Source organism: Leucothrix arctica, assembly GCF_003172895.1.
Taxonomy (GTDB): Bacteria; Pseudomonadota; Gammaproteobacteria; order Thiotrichales; family Thiotrichaceae; genus Leucothrix; species Leucothrix arctica.
This window is the reverse complement of the sequence record NZ_QGKL01000035.1, coordinates 81460-97410: the sequence shown is the minus strand read 5'-3', so window position 1 is coordinate 97410 and position 15951 is coordinate 81460. Positions and strand designations below refer to the sequence as shown.

The 15951-nt window shown below is 44.0% G+C and carries 11 protein-coding genes; 6 read left to right on the top strand and 5 right to left on the bottom strand.

All coding sequences use genetic code 11. The features are described from left to right. The first annotated feature begins 878 nt into the window (after nucleotides 1–878). Nucleotides 879–7049, top strand: a complete 6171-nt coding sequence (locus DKT75_RS12790; RefSeq protein ID WP_158278864.1) for a GEVED domain-containing protein — start codon at nucleotides 879–881, stop codon at nucleotides 7047–7049. 64 nt (nucleotides 7050–7113) lie between these two features. On the opposite strand, the gene DKT75_RS12785 is transcribed toward DKT75_RS12790, so the two are convergent. Continuing rightward, nucleotides 7114–8679, bottom strand: a complete 1566-nt coding sequence (locus DKT75_RS12785) for a choice-of-anchor I family protein (protein ID WP_109823829.1) — start codon at nucleotides 8677–8679, stop codon at nucleotides 7114–7116. 175 nt (nucleotides 8680–8854) lie between these two features. On the opposite strand from DKT75_RS12785, the gene DKT75_RS12780 reads away from it, so the two are divergent. From DKT75_RS12780 to queF, 5 genes are all read left to right on the top strand, one after another. Continuing rightward, entirely contained in the window at nucleotides 8855–9337 is a 483-nt protein-coding gene (locus DKT75_RS12780; RefSeq protein WP_109823828.1) for a hypothetical protein, read from the top strand. A gap of 86 nt (nucleotides 9338–9423) precedes the next feature. Then, entirely contained in the window at nucleotides 9424–10131 is a 708-nt protein-coding gene (gene queC / locus DKT75_RS12775) for a 7-cyano-7-deazaguanine synthase QueC (RefSeq protein ID WP_109823827.1), read from the top strand. Nucleotides 10132–10133: 2 nt separating this feature from the next. Then, on the top strand, nucleotides 10134–10490 hold the full coding sequence (queD, locus tag DKT75_RS12770) for a 6-carboxytetrahydropterin synthase QueD (RefSeq protein WP_109823826.1): 357 nt from the start codon (nucleotides 10134–10136) through the stop codon (nucleotides 10488–10490). Then, entirely contained in the window at nucleotides 10487–11185 is a 699-nt protein-coding gene (gene queE / locus DKT75_RS12765) for a 7-carboxy-7-deazaguanine synthase QueE (protein WP_109823825.1), read from the top strand. Before queD ends, queE begins: the two co-directional genes overlap by 4 nt. A 42-nt stretch (nucleotides 11186–11227) precedes the next feature. After that, nucleotides 11228–11692: a preQ(1) synthase gene (queF, locus tag DKT75_RS12760; RefSeq protein ID WP_109823824.1), complete on the top strand. Its 465-nt coding sequence runs from the start codon at nucleotides 11228–11230 to the stop codon at nucleotides 11690–11692. Nucleotides 11693–11755: 63 nt separating this feature from the next. Here the strand turns inward: queF and DKT75_RS12755 are convergent, their stop codons facing one another. From DKT75_RS12755 to DKT75_RS12740, 4 genes are all read right to left on the bottom strand, one after another. Beyond that, the gene (locus tag DKT75_RS12755; RefSeq protein ID WP_109823823.1) at nucleotides 11756–12550 is read right to left on the bottom strand and encodes an Ig-like domain-containing protein; all 795 of its coding nucleotides are present in this window, start codon (nucleotides 12548–12550) and stop codon (nucleotides 11756–11758) included. A gap of 509 nt (nucleotides 12551–13059) precedes the next feature. Further along, nucleotides 13060–13941: a GNAT family N-acetyltransferase gene (locus DKT75_RS21830; protein WP_158278863.1), complete on the bottom strand. Its 882-nt coding sequence runs from the start codon at nucleotides 13939–13941 to the stop codon at nucleotides 13060–13062. Between the two features lie 220 nt (nucleotides 13942–14161). After that, nucleotides 14162–15049, bottom strand: a complete 888-nt coding sequence (lepB, locus tag DKT75_RS12745) for a signal peptidase I (protein WP_109823822.1) — start codon at nucleotides 15047–15049, stop codon at nucleotides 14162–14164. A 478-nt stretch (nucleotides 15050–15527) separates the two neighbouring features. Continuing rightward, a complete protein-coding gene (locus DKT75_RS12740; RefSeq protein WP_109823821.1) occupies nucleotides 15528–15944 on the bottom strand; it encodes a hypothetical protein in 417 nt (138 codons plus the stop codon). Between the last annotated feature and the right edge of the window lie 7 nt (nucleotides 15945–15951).

Genomic DNA, 15951 nt, shown 5'->3' with positions numbered 1-15951 from the left:
CCTGAAAACGGATGTTTTGTGCTGCCTCACGATAAACGTCACTAACGGCCGATGTAGTTGCAATTCAACGCAAACAAATTACCCGACTTTCACACTAGTTCATACATTGATAGAAGTGAAGATTAAAGCTTATTTAGTTGTTACTACAACTGTAAATACAGACACCCGTGACCATGATCAACACAAGAAAATTCATTAAAAAACAACGAAAACCACTCAATAACAAGACAAATTGTCCGCTAAAATACTTATTTTAATATTTTTTTGTCTATTTATTAATACTTGTTCATCATAAGTACACTCTGTATGGAGTAGGTTCTGCGAATGCTCCGGGGAGAGCTAAACCCAACCATTATTTATTCCATATAAAAAAAGCAGCATAATAAATGAGATTACTTAATAACCATCTATACACTATATTATTGCGTTATTACGCATTTATTTTACTTGCTCTAGTGCTTAGTTTTTCCTCCGCTTTCGCCGAAGGAACAAGAACCTGGCAACCAGACTCCTTTGTCAAATCAGATCTATATATAACCTCGCCATCGAGTAACTCCCAAGGTGTGCGTTCATTCGCAGGTTATTATTCTCAAGACAATATGAAAATGTACGTACATATTGATGATCCAGACAACGAAATGGTATATCTAGGCTTTTCTGGTTCAGGCTATTCCTTCAGAATAGTTAGCCCTTCGGGAAATGTAGTACACGGTCCTCATTATGTTAGTTCACCTAATGTGACTACATACACTAAAGCCTATTCCGGACCCGATGTTTTAAATTCTTCGGGTTATGCTACTACTGATAGCAAATTTAAATTTGCCCCCTCTGGGCTACCCTCTGGTGACTATTCTATAGAATTTTCAACGAATATTTCGATGCCATGGTTTGATGTGACAGTTGCAACAAAAGACGCCACACCACAAGAAAAAACAGGCCGCTTATGGTCCCAAGCGTGGCAGGTAAATTGCGGTAGCTTCACCGCTGCACTTAAGGCAATGTTTTATGCTAGAGATGAAAAAGGTTTTGTAACACAGGTAAATTTTGCTGAAGCAGGTATAAAGCCTTTCATTGGTCAATTTTCCTTTAACGATACTGGTACCGGACATACAGGAAATGTTGCCGCGGACCGCCAGTCAGTTCCTAACGCACAATCAGGTAACCCTGTACAAAAAGTCTTTCTCAATCAACCTGACCCAAATGTTTTTCCTTTAGGTAAAGATGGTAATATTGAAGACTTACCTTTAAAAGTCGAAGACCCCGCAAATCCTGTTATCACCATTAAGGTTTCTCAGCCGGGTAGCGTTGAAGTAGTATTGGACTTTGGTACGCAAGGGAACTACCTGGAAAGTGTTGATAAACGATTGTTTGCAGACTTAAGTTCTGGGGTTAATACCATTCCTTGGGATGGGACAAATGGCAATGGGGTTAAAATCCAACCCCATGATTTTCCGATCCCAGTTACCATTTCTTATACTCAGGGTGAGACGCACTTCACCGCCTATGATGTTGAGTACTTAGATGAAAGTTTCGTGGTTCGCACTCAAACTGACGCAGGCCTAACCTCTCCAAACGTTCTATTTTGGGATGATAGTAAAATCAGTCAAAGTCCTGGAATATCTCCTAATACCAAAACAAATACCGATCTGGGCTCCATTGCTCGACAACCATGGAGCAACTTTGACTTCGGTAATGTAAATACCATTAACACTTGGTGGTTTGCTTATCGCGACTATGAAAGCTCCACTATTTTAATGATCGGTGATTATGGTGATGCTCCCTTAAGTTATGGAGCTGCGGCACACAAAGTGCCAGAAAGCCCTACCGTTTATCTTGGCGCAATAGCACCAGATAAAGAACAACAAATGCCAGCACTTCTGGATGGCACTGGGGATGACGTTGTTGGCACATCGGATGAAGATGCTTTCTCTGCGCTGCCTGAGTTAATTATAGCGGCAACAACTTATAGCTTAAATACCACCTGTGTGGGTGATGGAGCAATCGTTGCGTCATGGATAGACTTTGATAATAGCGGTACTTTTGATAGTAGCGAGCGAACTGAAAGCACCTGTCAATCAGGTAGCGCGACACTTTCATGGACTGGGATTAGTGGCTTAAGTCTAGGAACTACTTATGCACGTATCCGTATTGCGACTAACGCAGTAGATATAGCAGAACCAAGCACAGCCGCTGCCGATGGAGAGGTCGAAGATTACCCTATCGAAGTTGTTGTTGATTATGACTATGGTGATGCGCCTGATGATGGTGTCAACTTTAACTACGGTGTAGCACAACATGTCAACTCAGAGAACAGTGTTAACAATGCGTTAGTCATTGGAGAAGGCGAAGTTGGTATCGATGAGTCACAAGATGCTACAACCTGGACATCTGAGTGGACGAGCAATGCATCCAATGTGTCATGGTTCACCGATAACAGAGACGAGCGAAATGCTCCAAAACAATCTCAAAAAGCGAACGCTAGTAGCTCTTCCTCTAATGGCAATAACGGTTCTGCAACCGGCAGTAGTAGTCTTGATGATGTTCCAGAGGTAACTGGAGATGGAGAGGAGGAAAACGGCCTTACAGCATCCGCCTTTACATGGGAAAATAACTTAGAGTGTACCGGCTTACTTGCAGATGGTACGCAAGGCACCATTACCATGTCCGAAACAAGTTACTGTCTAACCGTCAAAGCAAACAATACAACCAATATTGCAGCACAACTTGTTGCTTGGATTGACTTCAACCAAAACGGCGTGTTTGATGACCCAAGTGAACGATCCGTTGCTGATGTAGACGCAAGCACCTCGAATGATGCTACACAAGGTAACGTCCCTACTGGCTCCTCAAACGAAGACATTGTTCTTTACTGGGAAAATTTAGATAAACTTTCTGGCGCATTTAATACCTTTATTCGTATGCGCCTAACCTCAGATCCAGAGTTTAAAAGCAACAATTCGCCAGACCCTATTGGTGTCGCCATCAATGGTGAGGTTGAAGATACTGCGATTGGCGTCAATGCCGTCGGTACAGACTATGGTGATGCACCAGCATCTTATGGCGATGCTTCTCATATTATCGAGCTCGATGCCTATATGGGAAAAATCATAGACAACGAAGCTAAAAGCCAAAATGCCGCAAATGGCGGTGCTGATGGAACGGGTGATGATGTCCTTGATGCGACCAATCACAATTATAATGATGATGACGGTGTAGCAGTTATTTCCGCACTTAGAAATGACGCCACTACCTATAGCGTTGATGTGGTGGTTACATCACCTTCAACTTCAACAGCCAACCTAGTTGGTTGGATTGATTTCGATGGAAACGGTACATTTGATTCTGATGAAGCAGCTACGATTGTCGTTCCACAGGATGCAACTGAAGACACAGTTACCTTAACGTGGTCGCCTATCCCGCAGGGAACAAAAGCAGGCACTAGTTATATGCGTTTGCGTTTGACGACAGATACAAGCATTGCAACAGGTACTGCGAGCACGAGTAAACCAACAGGATTAGCTGATTATGGAGAGGTTGAAGATTACCCACTAACTATTACGATCCCACCATTTCCTACGGATGATACTGATGTCTCATACTGTTCAGCAGTATCAACAGATACTAACTTTACTGACTATCGTCTTGCGTGGACCTATAACGTTCCACAAAACACCTTACTACCCGATCATCAATCGTGGCCTAACAAGCAATTCGATCAAACCGTTGTTTCATCTGCACCAGCCCAAACCATTGGTTATGGCTTAACCCATACATTTGATGGCGATAAACAAACCGTTAACCATTTATCTGGAGTCGATCAATCAACCGCTGAAAACGCTTTTTCCTATGGCGATTTCATCGAATATTCATTTACCACTGATACTGCGATGAACCCTGCTCAGTTGTTTAATGGTTTTGCCTTTGCTTCACATAACTACACTCAAAACTACAAGGTAGATATTTTACTGTCAGATGATAACTTCACAACCGCAACCAACATTCTAAATAACTACACAGTACAACCCGCCTCTAGCGGTTATGCTTGGATGGATAGTGCTACCGATGAAGCTCTGTACTTAAAACCGAACACCGACTACCAATTCCGTGTTCTTTTCTATGGCGCCTCATCGCCTGATAGTGTTTACTGGGATGACTTCCATGTAAGCATGGGACTATGCCAGGACTATTCAGACGCGCCTGTCATTAATTACGGCTCAGCGAGTCATGACCAGCCTCTAGACACCACTTACTACCTAGGTGATGCCATTGCTGATGCTGAAAGTGGCCCTCGTGATGGCGGTGATGCAGGTATAAATGCAGATGGCGATGACATTGCCGGAAAAACGCCTAACGATGATGATGGCGTTACTATTCCTGCCCTTATTCAAGGAGGCACTGCAACAATAAGTGTCGTCAGCAACGGCGCAAATGGTTACTTGCAAGGCTGGGTTGACTTTAATGGTAATGGAAGTTTTGACTCAGGCGAGCAAATCGCAAGCGATGTCCAAGACGGCGGTACTAACGATATCGACAGCACTTCTGGCGCTATTTCCTTTAGCTTTACGGTTCCAAGCGATGCGACAACTAACCTAACTTATGCACGTTTCCGCTGGTCAAGCACCTCAGAGCTGAATGCCACTACTGATGCTAAAGATGGAGAGGTAGAAGGCTATAACCTAACAATTAAAGAACCCTATTCACCCACGATTCCAAGCGGCGTCTGTGAAATGAGTTATGCTGGTTGGTCAATTACGGCAGCCTCAGGAGCCACCGATGCTGACCATATAGGTACAGCGATGATCGACTCAGGCTGGAGCTTCAATGCTAATAGCTTACCGATACGTCCAGACACGACACCTAACCAAGTAGGAACACTTTATATTCCTACCAATACTGAAATTCCAGAACTCAACACAAGTGCTAGTGGATTAGCCGCTGAAACTCACTTGGCTATTACACGCCTAACTGGCACTGCGAATACAACACGTACTGTCACAATTAGAGACTCTGGTGATGAAGAGCACTACATTGTCGCAATTAAAGATAGCTCGGGAACGATACTTACCCGAAGTCCATCAAGCGCTGGTGAGCACCATAGTTCATCAACAGCTAGCTATGATTTATCTGTAACCGTTCCCGCCGATGGACTATTGTTTATATATATATGGACGACTGACTTTAATAGCACCATGAAAACAAGCTACCCGCTTTGTCAGGACTTTGGTGATGCTGCGAGCTTTGGTGACCCTTCTCATGAAATCCGCACAGGTCTCTATTTAGGCGATGAACTGCCAGACCAAGAGCTGTCTAGCCAAACAACGAGCAACAATGCCTCAGGTGATGATGATGACTCTACCGATGATGAAGACAGCATTACAGCCTTCCCCGAACTTGATGACCTAGACACAAACTATAGCTTGAGTGTTGAAGTCACTAATCAAGTATCTAGCTCTGCCAAACTTGTCGGCTGGATTGACTTCGATGGTAACGGCACCTTTGACAGCGATGAAGCAACAACTTCCTCAGCTACGACGGGCAACGTAACGCTTAATTGGTCTATCCCAACTGATATCAAAGCTGGAGATATATTCTTACGTATTCGTTTAACAACCGACGCCTCGGTTGCAACAGGTGATGCGGCAAGCAGCTCAGCAACGAGTGCTGCCAGTGATGGAGAAGTGGAAGATTACCCACTCACCATTAAAGTTGGTGGTTTCCCAGTCAGTGGGCGTGTCTACCGAGATACTGATACTGATGGCGAAAACGACCCCAGTGAAGTCGGTGTCACTTCCCTACCAGTAGTTTTAGTAAAAATAGAAACTAACACGGCCAATAATACCTGCGTCAGCACACGCACTGATGGAAGTGGTAACTTCACATTCTTCCCCGTTATTCCGGGTAAGTATCAGATTTATGAAGCATCACGCGAGTCTGTTCCAACACCCTTCAACTGCGATATCAGCAAGGCTAAAGACCCTGGGAGTTATCGCTCAACAACCAGTAATGTACGCGCATCTTTTACGGTCAGTACAAGTGCTATAACAGGACAAGACTTTGGCGATGTGAAATCACCCACATTCTCCCCTAACAATGCAAAGCAAATTTTGCCGGGCAATGTGGTGTTCTATAGCCATAAGTTTACGACTCCAGCTAATGGAACCGTTACCATCACTAGTGCCAATAGTGGTCATAAAAGCCAAGGTTGGAGTGACATTTTATACCATGATGAAAATTGTGATGGCACACTCAATGGTAGTGAAGCAGCGACTCCGATTACTAACCCGCTCATAGTCACCGCAGCTGATACAATAAACGCAGTCGACACTGTATGCGTCATCAATAAAGTGTACGCCCCCGCAAACGTCGCGGCGAATGACCGTTATATTCAAAAAATCACGGCAGCCTTTGATTATGGCAATACCTTTGCAGGTACTCTGGACCTAACCGTGCAAGATATAACCACTGCTCAACAGATTCAAACACCGACACTCCCCGCGACACCGGAAGTGGTAGCAGCTCCTGCGGTACCCGCACAACCTGCCGTTCCTGCAACTTCTACCATACCTGAACAGCCAGCTGTTCCTGCTACTTCTGTAACACCCGCGCAGCCCGCTGTTCCTGCTACTCCCAGCACACCTTATATTCCGGAGATAGCTGAAGTACCTGCTCAGGACTCGGTAGCTGCTACACCTGTCACGCCTGAAGTCGGCCCTTCTAGGCTTGAACTGCGTAAAACAGTGAAAAATATCAGTCAGGCACCTTTCACTGAAGCGTCAACGATTAACTCAGCTGCTCCGGGCGACACACTGGAATATCGCATCTATTACAGTAACTCTGGCACTGGTCCAATAACAGACCTTGTTATTAATGACTCCGTTCCTCTTTACACCACCATGAAAGGAAGTGCGAGTTGCGGGATTACATTAGCAAACATGGGTTGTACTACTAGTGCTTTCGGCTTAGATGATGACCTTAAATGGACATTGACAGGAACGCTCACAGGTGGCTCTGGAAGCTCGGTTAGTTATCAAGTACTCATAGATAAGTAGCAATGGCTACCTAAATAGAAAAGCCCTCACGGCCTAAGGCAGAGAGGGCTTTTCTTGAGATCGCTTACTTCAAACGAATAATCGATACTGATCCTTTAGGGTCAATCGAGTAGTCATCATTCGGCTCACCTTCGTCCGCAGTAATCAATGCTGTACCATCTTTAGTAAATGTCACCATGTCAGGCAATGCACCCACATCAGCCGTATCAATTAGCGCTAAGCTCGTTGTGTTGTAAATCGCAACAACACCATCATCAGTTTTAGTATTTGCCTGAATCGCAACCGCAAGCAAACCATTAGCAACCGCCACTGAGTTGATGCCGCCACCTAATGCACTTGTATCAATGCTTGAAACAAACGTAGGTGTTGCAGGTGTGCTTAGGTCAACAATATCAACACGTGATGCATCTAAATCTTCGCCATTATTTAAAACAAATAGTTGCTTTGTCTCAGCATCATAAGCACTAATCTCAGCAGCCGCTTCACCACCTTCCAGCGCTATACGACCAATATTGTCACCAAACAAACCATCTATACCTGCTTGATAAATTGTTACGCTACCGGTGATTTCATTTGAAACAACCAATAACGCAGTGCCATTCGGGCTTTCATCAGCCGCAATAAACAAGATACCTTCAGGCCCAACGTCATCGCCATTTACCAGCATTTCGCTAAACTTGATGTCCGCTAGGTCAGTCAAGTCATAGACCGCGACAGCATTTGCACGCTCTAAACCGATAAACGCAAGACGCTTACCATCGACCATACCGATTGCAACATTTTCAGGCTCAGTACCTTTTGCGTCACTTCTACCATCGGGATAAACACCTGCAATGACGGCCTGCTCTGCAAGTTGTTTACCACTGTCAAACACCATTTCACCGGTTGCACCGTTCCAGATACTGAACGAGCGTGCACCAAAGGTATGTAACTCTGAGAAGTTTGTTGCCGCTGTTGGTGAAGCCACATTTCTTGTCACTTTTAAGCGACCTAAAATCGTTTCATCTTTTAGTGAGTCTGCATCAAAAAAGACTGTTTCATCTAACGCAATCTCATCGTCTTCAACTCGTGCTTCTTCTTCAAAGGTGTCGTACTCACGACCATCACCTTCATTCGCTGAAACAACGTAGGTCACGCCACCTTCTTCAAAGCTAGCAATACCATCAGGTTGGTACATGCCTTTCAGGTTAGGGAATGAGCGCAAGATAACTGCATCGTCATCCTTATCGCTTGCATCTAGTTCATTACCTTCTGCACCGTGGTCTTTAAAACCTAGTGGGAAAATATTCGTAATAGTATTGGTCGTTAAATCTACCCGCGCAATACCGTTATTTTCCTGTAGTGACACCCATGCAGTGCTTGAATCAGCTGATACAGTTACGTACTCAGGCTCCACATCGTGACCTAAGCTTGCGCTACCGCCATCAGCCGCTGGGCCAAATACGCGGAAGCCTGCGGTTTCTAGTGTTGCTTCGCTAGCATTGAAGCTCGTGAAGTCTAGTGTGATTACTTCAGATACTTTGCCCTCGATAGTCGTCACTGCCTTATCATCATCTGAACTGTTGCATGCAACCAATAACGACGACAAGAGAATTGGTGTAACCATTGTTAATATATACTTCGTTTTCATAACGCTCACCCTGTTTATTAAATTTGATGCGAACGCTACAGCAACAATATTACAGTTGTGTGTCATTGAAAAAATTAATCAACTAAGCATGCTAGCTGTCTTGATATATGCAGGAACAAAACTTAATCTAGTGTTTGATTAATTATCTCTCACCATGACAAGGACGATCACTATAATGACACTTAGAAACTTGGGAAAATACTCACTCACATTGCTAATCGCGGCTGCATTAAACAGTACTGTATTTGCCGCTGGCACCAGTGAAGATGAAGTGACGGAAGAAAAAATTGACTGGAAAACCTACGTACTCACAGAGCTAGACAGCAAATACTATCAAAACGCCTTCAAGCGCCTGCTCGAAGAAGAAACAGACAACGCAGACACTTCCGCAGACTGGAATAACCTAATGGGTTACACCATGCGCATGTTAGATATGCCAGACCTTGAAGCCGCAGAGTACCACTACATCAAAGCCGTTGAGCTTAAAGCTGACCACAAAGGCGCATTAGAATATTATGGTGAGTTAAAGCTTAAGCAAGATGACCTAGCAGGTGCAAAAAAACTATTAACTCGCCTGACGGAAGTATGCCCTGGTAGCTGTGAAGAGCTAGAGACTTTGACTAAATCGATTAAAGCTTACGAAGCTAAGCAAAAATAGACTATCTTACTGAATCTATGATATAAAACGCCACCATTTTAACACGGCTACTTGTAGCCCCTGTCGTAGCACCAGGTCAAAACACTATGAAAGCAATCATCGTTTGTTCAGGCGGTCTCGACTCCGTCACACTCGCCTATAAAGTTGCCGTAGAAGCGGAAATTACCTCACTAGTCTCGTTCAATTATGGCCAACGCCATGACAAAGAACTCAACTATGCCGCTCTATGCGCGAAAGATTTAAACGTCCCACACCACGTTGTCGATATTAGCCATGTTGGCGCACAGCTTACCGGCTCTGCACTGACTGACGACATAGACGTACCTGACGGACACTACGCAGAAGACAGCATGAAAGTGACTGTTGTGCCTAACCGCAACGCGATTATGCTCACCATTGCTTATGGCATGGCTGCTTCTCAAAACGCGGATACGGTAGCGATAGCCGTTCACGGTGGTGACCACTTTATCTACCCTGACTGTCGCCCTGACTTCATTGAGCAGTTTGCAAAAATGCAGAAAATGGCAATGGATGGATACGCAGACGTATCAATATACGCACCGTTTTTACACGGGACTAAAGGCGATATCGTTACCGCAGGTACGGCAATAAACGTGCCTTACAAAAACACTTGGTCTTGCTATAAAGGCGGCGATAAACACTGTGGCCGTTGCGGCACCTGTGTTGAACGTGCGGAAGCATTTTATGATGCTGGCGTCACTGACCCGACTGACTATGCTGATAGCGACTTTTGGCAAAATGCCGTTAAGCAACGCGCAGAAGCTGAGGCATAAACATGTTCCGTATTAGTAAAGAATTCCAATTTTCAGCCTCTCACCAGCTCAAGCAGATGCCTGATGATCATCAGTGTGCGCGTTTGCATGGTCACAACTACGTCGTTGTCGTTGAGCTAAGTTCAGAGACGCTTGATCAATACGGCTTTGTACGTGATTACAGCGAGCTTAAGTTACTGAAAACCTACATCGACGACGTGCTAGATCATAGACACTTGAATGACGTGTTAGGTGATGACTGTGCGACGGCAGAGTTATTGGCAAAGCACCTATTTGATTGGTGTAAACCTCACTGGCCTGAAACGACAGCAGTTAAAGTCAGCGAAACACCTAAGACGTGGGCGGAATACCGACCATGAGCACACTGATTATTAGTGAAGTGTTTGGCCCTACCGTACAAGGTGAAGGCGCGTTAGTGGGCAAGCCTACAGTATTCGTTCGGAGTGGCGGTTGTGACTACCGTTGCAGCTGGTGCGACACATTATATGCGGTTGATAAAAAGTACAAAAATGAATGGCATACACTGTCAACAGAGGAAGTATGGGGGCAGATTCAAGCCTTAAGCCCTACTCCGATATTGATTACATTATCCGGCGGGAACCCTGCACTACAAGACTTTGCTGAGCTTATTCGCATTGGTCATGAAGCGGGTTACACCTTTGCGATGGAAACTCAGGGTAGTATTTCTAAGCCTTGGTTTAATCAAGTCGACTATCTAACACTCAGTCCAAAGCCACCCTCATCTGAGATGGAAACGCGCTGGGATAATTTTGATAAGTGCTTAGATGTCGCTCGTAACCATGAAGCAGTTAGCATCAAAATCGTTGTGGCTAATGATGAAGACTTTAGTTGGGCGCGTGAGGTACAAGCACGTTACCCAAGTTATCCCTTCTACTTGCAGCCCTGCAATCTTGACGCTGAGGAAGTGACATTAGAGCAAGGCTTGCAGTCTACGCGTGAATTGATTGATCGCGTGGTGAGTGTCGGTTGGCATGACGCGACGGTACTTCCGCAACTACACAATATTCTTTGGGGTACGCAGCGAGGCGTTTAACGCAGCGGTGTATCGCTAGTAACACATTTAAAGGAACTCACAATGAGTGATAATATTTACCAAAATCTTGAGCAATTAGGTGGTGCAACGGTACTGCCTGATGACCCTAAAACCGCTATTTTAGAGAGCGTGCAAAACCCACAGGCTGATGTGGATTATGTAGTACGTTTTACAGCGCCTGAGTTTACGTCACTGTGCCCGATGACCGCTCAGCCTGACTTCGCTCACTTAGTGATTGACTACATCCCTGATCAGTTATTGGTTGAGAGTAAGTCACTGAAATTATTCTTGGGTGCGTTTCGTAACCACGGTGCTTTTCATGAAGACTGCACGGTGAGTATTGCTCGTCGTTTGATTGATGAGATCAACCCTAAGTGGCTACGCATTGGTGGGTATTGGTATCCGCGTGGTGGAATTCCAATTGACGTGTTTTATGCGTTTGGTGAAGTGCCTAAGGGTGTTTGGCTGCCTGAACAAGGTGTTGCTGGGTATCGTGGGCGCGGCTAAAACTCCCACTCTGCTCTAGGTATTAATCATCTATTAGCATTAATACCTAGAGCCAAAGTTTAATTAGTGAACAGAGATACTGACCTTGGTGCTATTTGTGCGCCCATGCTGATCTCTTAGCACATACCAAAGCTCATCTACGCCACGAAACCCTGCTTTCGGCGTGTAAGCAATGTAAGAACCGCGGTGATCATTGACAACCCACGCCTGCCCACCATGTGAAGTCCACGGGTTAGTATTATGCACCGCCAACCCCGCGCCTTTATCATTGGTCAAAACATCCAGCGCAATCTGCCCAGAACCAGTGTAAGTGACGTATGCGTCGCTATGTCCAACAGGTGCTTTACCGGCTGCTTTGTGGCGTTTAGGCTGACTCACTGTTGCTTGCCAACCGCCCGGCTTTGAATAACTCAGATTAAACCCAGGCTTTGACCACTCAACGCTATAACTTGGCTTTTGATGCGTTTTTTTATGTCGTACAGGATTCTGATGTACACGTTTATGTCCACCACCCGAAACATGCACCGTCACCTTTGAGCTATTCGTTCGGCCGTATGAATCGGTAATCTGATACCAAAATTCGTCAGTGCCTCTAAAACCGGGTTTAGGGGTGTAATGGATTTTCCTGCCGCCAACTACATAAGCACGACCGCCTTTAGCGGAGTGTTTATTCACTGTTGATACCCAGAAGTGTCCGCCCGTGTCATTCCACAAAACTTCGACCGTCTTTGCTTGGCCTACTGTCGTATTAAGTCGGTCAGGTTTGGCGGTTAGCGCACCCGCTTGGGCAGATGCAAATAGAGGAAGCAACAAGGTTGCCGCAAGCAGCGATGACTTGCTTAGGATATTATTTTTCATTGTATTCACCACGTCCTTATGGGGAGTTAAAAAGTCCTTCTTAACTTAGGAGTGGTAAATGTGGTTTTTATTCACTAAAAATGGCTTTTTACCGATAAGTGGTGTGTTTAATTGACCAAACGGTAAGGCGAGCCTCATTAGTACTCATGAGCTACCACCTCCAAAGTCAGCCCCTCAACTAGCAAACTCAAAAAATGAAGGCTATATGTGACACTTCGGCAGCTATTTACGTCGATAGCTGACAACTTAAGACTTGTGTCAACACAGGGTCACATAGTCAAAAAAAATATAAATAAACAAAATCAATCACTTAAAAACAAATGCAAAAGTTGGCACGGCTTCTGCAATATATAAATCAACAACAGAATAAAAATAACAACATAACAATAAGATTTACCAGCAAGCCCCTGAGAAGATCGATCTACTAATAATAAAAATAAGATCATCGGCAATCTCAACCCCAGCGCCCTTTGTTTCCCCCGACAAAGGGCGTATTTTTTTGCCTGTCTTTAAGTGCGAACCCACTCATACTTAATATCATCCAACATCCAAGCGTCTGCTTTATTTCTTTCAAGCACCTTGAAGCCTTTATGTTCGTAGAACTGTTGAGACTTCTTGTTACGGTCAAATGTATACAACTCAAGTCTCCCCTCAGAGTGCTCTTGCGCCCAAGTCAGTAGCTTTGACCCGATACCTTTTCCTTGATATTCCGTGTGAACGTAAATCTCATCAATTGAATCACTCGTCGCAGCAATGAAACCAACGACCTTCAAACGATCTAATGCGACCAACACTTGGTTTTTTGGCAGTACTTCGTCAATGAAATACTTTCTCTGCTCATCGATAGGGTTAGGGTCAACGATACCGACCGCTTCCTCAAAGCTATCACGCCACAGTTTGACCAAAGCCTTTAAGTACTGCTCTGAGTAAGGGACAAACTCGACTTCATGCTGAGTATCAATGGCGTACTCATAGTAAATATCAAACTCATCTTCATGCGTTTTTACAAAGCCATTTTTTAAGTAGAAATCATTCGAACGACTTCCCTTCAATGCCCCTAGGCGAATCGGAAGACCTTCTGATTTAGCAAGTCCGAAGAGGTTATAAATAACACCTCTTCCCAGTCCTACACTTTGGGACTGCGGTTTTATGTATAGGTGATCTAAGTAGTAATGATCTTCTTTTTTAAGAAGCGCATAGAAGCCCATCAGTTCGCCTTTTACCAAAATTTTGTAGGTATTTTCTGGCTCGAATGACTCTAGAAATCGGCTACGTACTCGATTTTCATCAAAGCGGCCAGCGGCGAGAAGGCTTGGCTCCATTGCGGCAGCGCGGATTTCTGCTAAGGCTTTACCATCTGACTCAGTGGCTTTTACTATTTTGCTATTCATTTGGGGTCAACTGCTTACTTATCAACATTCTAAGGACGCATAAGATCACCGTTTTCCCATAGGATATAACGTTTTCTTTAGCGGCTTGGTTTTTGGGTATTTAACTTTGCTTAGTATAGCCTTCTTTAGCTGAAACATGTTTGTGCTGACTTAGTTCTTCGGCACAATCAACATTACTTTCCATTACAAAGTACCCAGAGGAATCAAGCCCACTTCCCGCTTAGAAACTATAAACCACCTTGCCCACTATATTGTCACTCGGAACAAAGCCCCAAAATCGACTGTCATTTGAATTATCTCGGTTGTCACCCAAGAAGAAATAGCTGTTTTTAGGAACAATACGCGAGGACATATGCCCAAAGCCTATGGCTCTGTCTTTCATATGCTGAATACGGAAAGTATTACCATCGACTTGCTGTTTATAGTATTTAAGTTGTTCTGTTTCACTCACTAAGCTAGTTGGCAAAGAAATGCCATTTACAATAACGTCGCTCCCCTTTACCTCAATACTGTCACCTGGTACGGCTATCAACCTTTTGACAAAAGATTTGCTCTCGTCTTGTGGAAAACGAAAAACGTATACTTGTCCACGCTCCATCAGATCTTGTGATGCGATATCTTCCTTTAGAAGAGTGATTCCATACGTCCCGTAAGTACGATATCCGAGCTTACTGACCCAGATATGACTGCCGACTTCCAACGTCGGCTTCATCGAACCTTGCGGAATAGAAAACGGTTCATAAAAGAATGAGCGAACGGTAAATGAAAACATGGCGATAGAAATAAAAATAATTGGAATACACCACCATTTGGAATACCAAAAACGCTTACCGACGAAGTCGCCTTTCCTAACTATTAAGTAGGCATGGATTGGGCAGATGAGAGACAGCGCCCCAGCATAAAAAGCCTGATATCGTAAGTCTATTAGGCTCAGTAGCACACTGACAACAAAGTAAAAACAAAACCACTTCCCTCTATTCAAATAAAGAAAAGTAAAAGACTGTAGTACGACGCCTAGAAAAATTGCGATCCAAGCCTTTGGTTTCCAAGCTTTGTCCAAGATGCTTCCTCTAGAGTCAATGGTTACAAGAAAATAACCATCAAGCATATTATACCTGCTGAATAAATGGCATCCCGCTTGTCCTAGAGAAAGCACCCTTAGGACAAGACAGTATTTTACTTAGTTAGCCGTGACATTCGACTGGCGATAGATATCACGACCTCAAAGACAGTAAGTGACATTACTGCAATTATTTACGTCTATTACTGACAAACCCAAACCTTGTGTCACAAACAGCCATGCCACTTAAAAGCAATAAAGTCATTATTAATTAACAACTTAGTAATTAAATGAAAAGTTGGCACGACATCTGCAATATACAAATCAACAACAGAATAAAAATAACAACATAACAATAAGATTTACCAGCAAGCCCCTGAGAAGATCGATCTACTAATAATAAAAATAAGATCATCGGCAATCTCAACCCCAGCGCCCTTTGTTTCCCCCGACAAAGGGCGTATTTTTTTGTCTACGAAAAACAATTGCAGTAGAGAGACGATTTACTGTTGATACCCCAGCATCATTACTGACCTAGCAGCCTTTTTAAAATACTTGTAGCCCTAACATCCAAACCCTTCTCCGCTCCATGATAAATCTTAGCCAAAAGCTCAAAGAACTCAGGTCTTTCTAGGCTAGATAAAGAAAGCGATATAGTTTTGGTACGTCGATCTTGAACTTGGAACAAATATATAGATCCTAAACCCATGTCCTCCTCTTTTAAAAATGAGTTGTTCGTCATACGAGTTTTCTCCAAAGTTCGCGACAAACTTGAACTTGAAGAAACCGTTCTCTGTACAGTGACTTTAAATGACTCACCAGTAACTCCCTGAATCCATTGAAATACAGAGGAGTTAAGTTGAGTCCATGGTATTTCACCATTTAAGGATTTCATTGCAACTTTATTTAGGTAGACCTTTAATTCTTCTGTCTCTCTATTCATTATCACT